The sequence below is a fragment of the Caulobacter sp. B11 genome (genome assembly GCF_002737765.1).
In the GTDB taxonomy this organism is placed as follows: domain Bacteria; phylum Pseudomonadota; class Alphaproteobacteria; order Caulobacterales; family Caulobacteraceae; genus Caulobacter.
On the sequence record NZ_PEGG01000208.1, the window covers coordinates 1 to 5,618 of the forward strand.

The following is a 5,618-nucleotide window of genomic DNA, read 5'->3' on the forward strand; positions in this document are numbered from 1 at the left end:
TTCGGCTAGCGAACCCTATGCCCAGCTGCTGGCCCGGGTGGTGCGCACCAAGCTGAAGGCGACCTGGGGTCTGGCCGAGACCGGCGCTTCGGGTCCAGCGGGCAACAGCTATGGCGATGCGCCCGGCCACACCTGCATCGCCATCGGCGGCGCGGACGGCGAGGTGAGTCTTACCATCGAGACCGGCAACGACGACCGCGAGGCCAATATGCGGGCCTTCGCCGCGCAATCCCTTGCCTTCCTCTTGCGGGCCCTGGACTGAACTCGCCCCCTCAACACTGCCCGGCTGTGACAATTAGGGTCGTTTCTTGCGCACAAGGGCGGGTTGACGCCCGTTCGCGCGCATGGCATCACCTGTTTCGTTCTATTGGAGCAAAACTCGTGCGCAACACCATGATCGTACTTATGGAGCGGCCGTTCACGGCGTGACCTTGAAGTCACGTTGATAGATCGGTCGCGCGCACAAAAAGGTCCTTCGGGGCCTTTTTCTTTTTTCACCCCACGCCCACCTCCGTCCGCCGGAATAAGCCCATGACCGCCCACCAGACCATCGAGAGCGCTGCTTCCCGCCGCCCCCATCGACCGCGCCATGTCCGGCGCCGAGATCGTCGTGCGCGGTCTCGTGGACCAGGGCGTCGAGGTTCTGTTCGGCTATCCGGGCGGCGCGATCCTGCCGATCTATGACGCGCTGTTCCATGAGCCGCGCCTGCAGCACATCCTGGTTCGCCACGAACAGGGCGCGACCCACGCCGCCGAGGGCTATGCCCGCAGCTCGGGCAAGCCCGGCGTCGTCCTGGTCACCTCGGGCCCGGGCCGCGACCAACGCCATCACCGGCATCATGGACGCCCTGATGGACTCCAATCCCGATGGTGATCATCACCGGCCAGTGTCCCGACCCATCTGATCGGCACCGACGCCTTCCAGGAAGCCGACACGGTCGGCATGACCCGCTCGTGCACGAAGCATAACTATCTGGTCAAGGACGTCCGCGACCTGCCGCGCATCATCCATGAGGCCTTCAAGATCGCCACCACCGGCCGTCCCGGCCCGGTGCTGATCGACATCCCCAAGGACATCCAGTTCGCCCAGGGCGAATATTTCGGGCCCGACGAGGTCACCTCGAGCCACGCCTACAACCCCCGCACCAAGGGCGAACCCAGCCGCATCGCCGAGGCCGTGGCCATGATCGCCCGCGCCCGTCGGCCGATCTTCTATACCGGCGGCGGCGTCATCAACGCCGGTCCCCGGGCCAGCGCCCTGCTGCGTGAGTTCCAGGCCCTGACCGGCGCGCCGGTCACCTCGACCCTGATGGGCCTGGGGGCCTTCCCGGCGGCGGATCCGGCCTGGCTGGGCATGCTGGGCATGCACGGCACGTACGAAGCCAACCACGCCATGCACGACTGCGACGTGATGATCTGCGTCGGGGCCCGCTTCGACGACCGGGTCACTGGCCGCCTGGACGCCTTCTCGCCGGGCAGCAAGAAGATCCACATCGATATCGACCCCTCGTCGATCAACAAGAACGTCCGCGTCGACCTGCCGATCATCGGCGACGCCGCCAGCGTGCTCGAAGACATGATCGCCGCCTGGAAGGCCGCCGGCCACCAGGCCAACAAGGCGCCCCTGGGCGATTGGTGGCGGCAGATCGACGAGTGGCGGGCCGTCCAGTGCCTGCGCTACAACGCCACCGAATCGGTGATCAAGCCGCAGCACGCCATCCAGCGCCTGTACGAACTGACCCGCGGCCGCGACACCTACATCACCACCGAGGTCGGCCAGCACCAGATGTGGGCCGCCCAGTACTACCGCTTCGAAGAGCCCAATCGCTGGATGACCTCCGGCGGCCTGGGCACCATGGGCTATGGCCTGCCCGCCGCCCTGGGCGTGCAGCTGGCCCATCCCGGCAGCCTGGTCATCGACATCGCCGGCGAGGCCTCGATCCAGATGTGCATCCAGGAGCTCTCGACCGCCGTGCAGTTCAACCTGCCGGTCAAGATCTTCATCATCAACAACGAGTGGATGGGCATGGTCCGCCAGTGGCAGCAACTGCTGCACGGCGAGCGCTACAGCCACTCCTATTCCGACAGCCTGCCCGACTTCGTGAAGCTGGCCGAGGCCTATGGCGCCGTCGGCATCCGCTGCAGCGACCCAGCCGAGCTGGACGAAAAGATCCTGGAGATGATCAACAGCGACAAGCCGGTGATGTTCGACTGCCGCGTCGAGAAGAACGAGAACTGCCTGCCGATGATCCCGTCGGGCAAGGCGCACAACGAGATGATCCTGGGCGACGTCGAGGACATCGGCAACGTGATCGGCGCGGCGGGCGGCGGACTGGTCTAGGGCCGCCGCCGCCTGCCCGCCCCTTGCGGGCGGGCGCATTTCCTCTCCGGCTCAAGTGACCTAGAACACCAACATGACCAACGCCCCCGCCTCCGCCTATGACATGCCGCCGGCCGCCCAGGCCGAACAGTCGGCGACCTTCGCCCTGCTGGTCGACAATGAGCCCGGCGTGCTGCATCGCGTCGTCGGCCTTTTCGCCGCGCGCGGCTACAACATCGAAAGTCTCACGGTCGCCGAAACCGACCGCAAGGCCCACACCAGCCGCATCACCGTGGTCACGCGCGGCACGCCCCAGGTGCTCGACCAGATCGAGGCCCAGCTCAACAAGGTGGTCAATGTGCGCCGGGTGCACGACATCACCCGCGATCCCAACGGGGTCGAGCGCGAACTGGCCCTGGTCAAGGTGCGAGGCGTTGGCGCCGATCGCGTCGAGGCCCTGCGCGTCGCCGAGATCTTCCGCGCCAAGCCGGTGGACACCACCCTGGAGAGCTTCGTGTTCGAGATCTGCGGCGCGCCGTCGAAGATCGACAAGTTCCTGGAACTGATGCGGCCCCTTGGCCTGGTGGAACTGTCTCGCACCGGCGTGCTTTCCATCGAGAGGGGCGTTGAAGGAATGTAGTCATGTCGGGCGTCACCAGCCTTGCCGGCCTCGTCGCGAGCCTCGTCCTCGCCGTTCCGCAAGCGTCGCCGCCTGATCCGACCGTTCCGCCCCCGCCTGTCGACCCCGCCGTCTGGTGGGCGCCCAGCGTTCCGCGCCCCGCGCCCGAAGCCGAACCCCTGCAGGGTCGGCGGCTGGCGCGTGGCGAAACCCCCGTCCCGATCGACAATGGCCGTCGATCCCCTGCTCTACCGGCTATGGGGGCTGCAGCCCCTGCAGGCCCAACTGGTGCGGCGCGGCGAGTTGATCCTCGAGGTCTGGGCCCGGCCCGCGCGCGGCGTGCGCCAGGCGGTGGTGCGGGTGACCGTCCGCCGCGACGGACGAGCCTTCGTCCAGGCCCGGGCCGGACTGGGCTGCTGCGCCCGGAGATCGCCCGACGGGTGGATATCGACGCCGAACTGACGGACGAACAGGCGATCGGACTGAAAGCCCTGACCGGCGACGCCCTGTGGAGCCAGCCGCGCGCGGTGACGGTCGACTATGGCGGCGGCTCGGTGGCGCCGATCTGCATCGACGGGATTTCCTGGGACGTCACCCTGCTGGTCCCGGGCCAGGCGCGTCACCTGCGTCGGGCCTGCGACGACGCCGAGGTCGGCTCGATCGCGCCGGCCCTGGCGGCGGCGCTGACGGCGGCCAGCGGGCGCGATCCCCGCTTCGACGCGGTCTTCGCCCACGGCGGCGACTTCTCCCGGCAAGCGGCCGCCTATGACGCTCTGACCAAGGAGGGCGGCCGACTCGTGCCGTCGCCCAACAGTCGCGCCCAGCCGCCGGCCACCCCGGTGCTGGAGGCTCCGGACGCGGCGGCCGAGCCTGTGGCCAATGATCCCCAACCCATCACGCCGCTCTGAGCGCGAAGGCCTTCCTTTCGCCGACATCCCTCCCTATATTGGAACTGTTCGGGCTTGCCCGGACTATGGGGATAAACGCGCACGTAATAAGCGGACTGGACCCGGGTGCGATTCCCGGCGGCTCCACCAATCTCTCCCGAGTTATCACGGGATGCATGGGGCCGATCAGCATCGACAGACGTGTAAAGGTGTAATGCTTTCTCTCGGCGTGGCTCACCGTATCGGGCCGCTAAACTAACTGCGAACGATAACTTCGCTGAAGAGTTCGCTATCGCCGCGTAATGCGGTTCTAGTGAATTCGCCTCTTAAGTCCTAAGGGTTCAGATCCTTGGGCGGGGCCCGGAGGGAGCCCGTCAACCGAATCCCTCCACTTTTCTCAAGCCTCGCCGGGGCTCCCTCCTCTTTCGGGTCAAGAGGACTGGGGGAGCCCGTCAACCGAATCCCTCCACTTTTCTCAAGCCTCGCCGGGGCTCCCTCCTCTTTCGCCTCAAGAGGACTGAGGGAGCCCGTCAACCGAATCCCTCCACTTTTCTCAAGCCTCGCCGGGGCTCCCTCCTCTTTCGCATCAAGAGGACTGGGGGAGCCCGTCAACCGAATCCCTCCACTCTTCTCAAGCCTCGCCGGGGCTCCCTCCTCTTTCGCCTCAAGAGGACTGGGGGAGCCCGCCAACCGAATCCCTCCAGTTATCCCAGGCCTCGCCGGGGGCTCCCGCCGCTCTTACGTCAAGACGACGGAGGAAGCCCCGGCCGATCAGGTGTTCCAGAACTCGAGGAACCCCCAGGCCGCAAGGATCATGGCGAAGCTTGTGAAGATCAGCGACGTGCAGGTGAAGGCCAGCTTGCGCAGCCCCGTCCAGCTGTCGACTCGACGCCCGCCGCGCCAGACCACGGGCGCCATGGCCAGGGTGGCCAGGGTCAGCAGGGTCGACACAAAGGCGCAGGCCGAGGCCGTCAGCAGCCAGCCGCTGGGCCAGCCGAAAAACACCTTGGCGACATTCGTCGAACTGGCGGCGAACAGGCCAACCCCGACCAGGGCGGTCAGCCACAGCACCGCCTGGGTGGTCTGCAGCAGACTGGCCAGGGCCTGGGTGGGCGTTTGGCGCGACTCGCGAGGATCACGCGTCGCGACCCCGCCCAGGGTCGCCAGGGACGCCAGCAGGGTCAGCAGGGCGAAGGTGATCAGCCAGCCGCGCTGGTACGGGAAGCCCAGTCGTTCATAGGCGGAGAAGCCGCGCGGGTCGAACATCCGGGTGACGCGGCCGGCCTCGCGTTGGAAGACCAGCAGGCCCGGACCGTCCAGCGGCGCGAAGACGTCGGCCTGCGCCGTCGCCAGACGCGTCGCGCGTCACCGGTCACGGCCAGCCGCCCGTCGGGCGTGGCGCGCACGGTGCTGACACCGATCAGGCGACCGACAAAACCCTCCAGGCCGCCATAGGCGCGCGGGTCGTCAGGAAGGCCCTTCATAGGCTTGGCCTCGGCCTGGGTCAGGCGGCTGGGGGACGGGACCGCCGGCGCCGGCGCATAGAAGCGCTCGACGATGGTCGCCGGCAGGCTGGCGGGAAGATCGATGCGGTGTCGGTATTGACCGCCACGAAGATCCCCAAGCCCCAGATCGGCACCAACACCAGGTTGGAGTGGAACCAGAGGGTCTGGCCCGCATGACCATAGGCGCGCCCCGGCCGCCGGGCATGGGGATTCCTGGAACCCGGCGTTCCAGCCCGCGCCAGCGGCGCGGGACGATACATCGACGTGCGGAAAGCCTGGCTAGACCG

The 5,618-nt window shown here is 67.5% G+C and carries 6 protein-coding genes, 1 other RNA gene and 2 pseudogenes; 7 read left to right on the forward strand and 2 right to left on the reverse strand.

The features are described 5' to 3' along the window. From CSW58_RS09135 to ssrA, 7 genes and pseudogenes are all read left to right on the forward strand, one after another. A partial coding sequence (locus tag CSW58_RS09135; RefSeq protein ID WP_143755146.1) for a CinA family protein occupies positions 1-262 on the forward strand: 262 nt, incomplete at its 5' end. 119 nt (positions 263-381) lie between these two features. Next, positions 382-429: a hypothetical protein gene (locus CSW58_RS16220; protein WP_369744215.1), complete on the forward strand. Its 48-nt coding sequence runs from the start codon at positions 382-384 to the stop codon at positions 427-429. A 102-nt stretch (positions 430-531) separates the two neighbouring features. Beyond that, positions 532-2,341 (forward strand): annotated as a pseudogene (locus CSW58_RS09140) (acetolactate synthase 3 large subunit). Positions 2,342-2,414: 73 nt separating this feature from the next. Continuing rightward, positions 2,415-2,960, forward strand: coding sequence for an acetolactate synthase small subunit (gene ilvN, locus CSW58_RS09145; protein ID WP_099447073.1), 546 nt, complete (start codon positions 2,415-2,417; stop codon positions 2,958-2,960). A gap of 207 nt (positions 2,961-3,167) precedes the next feature. Beyond that, positions 3,168-3,401 (forward strand): hypothetical protein, encoded by a 234-nt coding sequence (locus CSW58_RS15210; protein WP_236627746.1) that lies wholly within the window; start codon positions 3,168-3,170, stop codon positions 3,399-3,401. Next, positions 3,380-3,847: a hypothetical protein gene (locus tag CSW58_RS15215; RefSeq protein WP_236627747.1), complete on the forward strand. Its 468-nt coding sequence runs from the start codon at positions 3,380-3,382 to the stop codon at positions 3,845-3,847. Before CSW58_RS15210 ends, CSW58_RS15215 begins: the two co-directional genes overlap by 22 nt. A gap of 7 nt (positions 3,848-3,854) precedes the next feature. After that, positions 3,855-4,219: a transfer-messenger RNA gene (gene ssrA / locus CSW58_RS09155) on the forward strand. A gap of 378 nt (positions 4,220-4,597) precedes the next feature. On the opposite strand, the gene CSW58_RS14370 is transcribed toward ssrA, so the two are convergent. Then, a complete protein-coding gene (locus CSW58_RS14370; RefSeq protein WP_201721624.1) occupies positions 4,598-5,092 on the reverse strand; it encodes a hypothetical protein in 495 nt (164 codons plus the stop codon). A 238-nt stretch (positions 5,093-5,330) separates the two neighbouring features. Continuing rightward, positions 5,331-5,618, reverse strand: a pseudogene (locus CSW58_RS14375) (hypothetical protein); the annotation flags it as partial.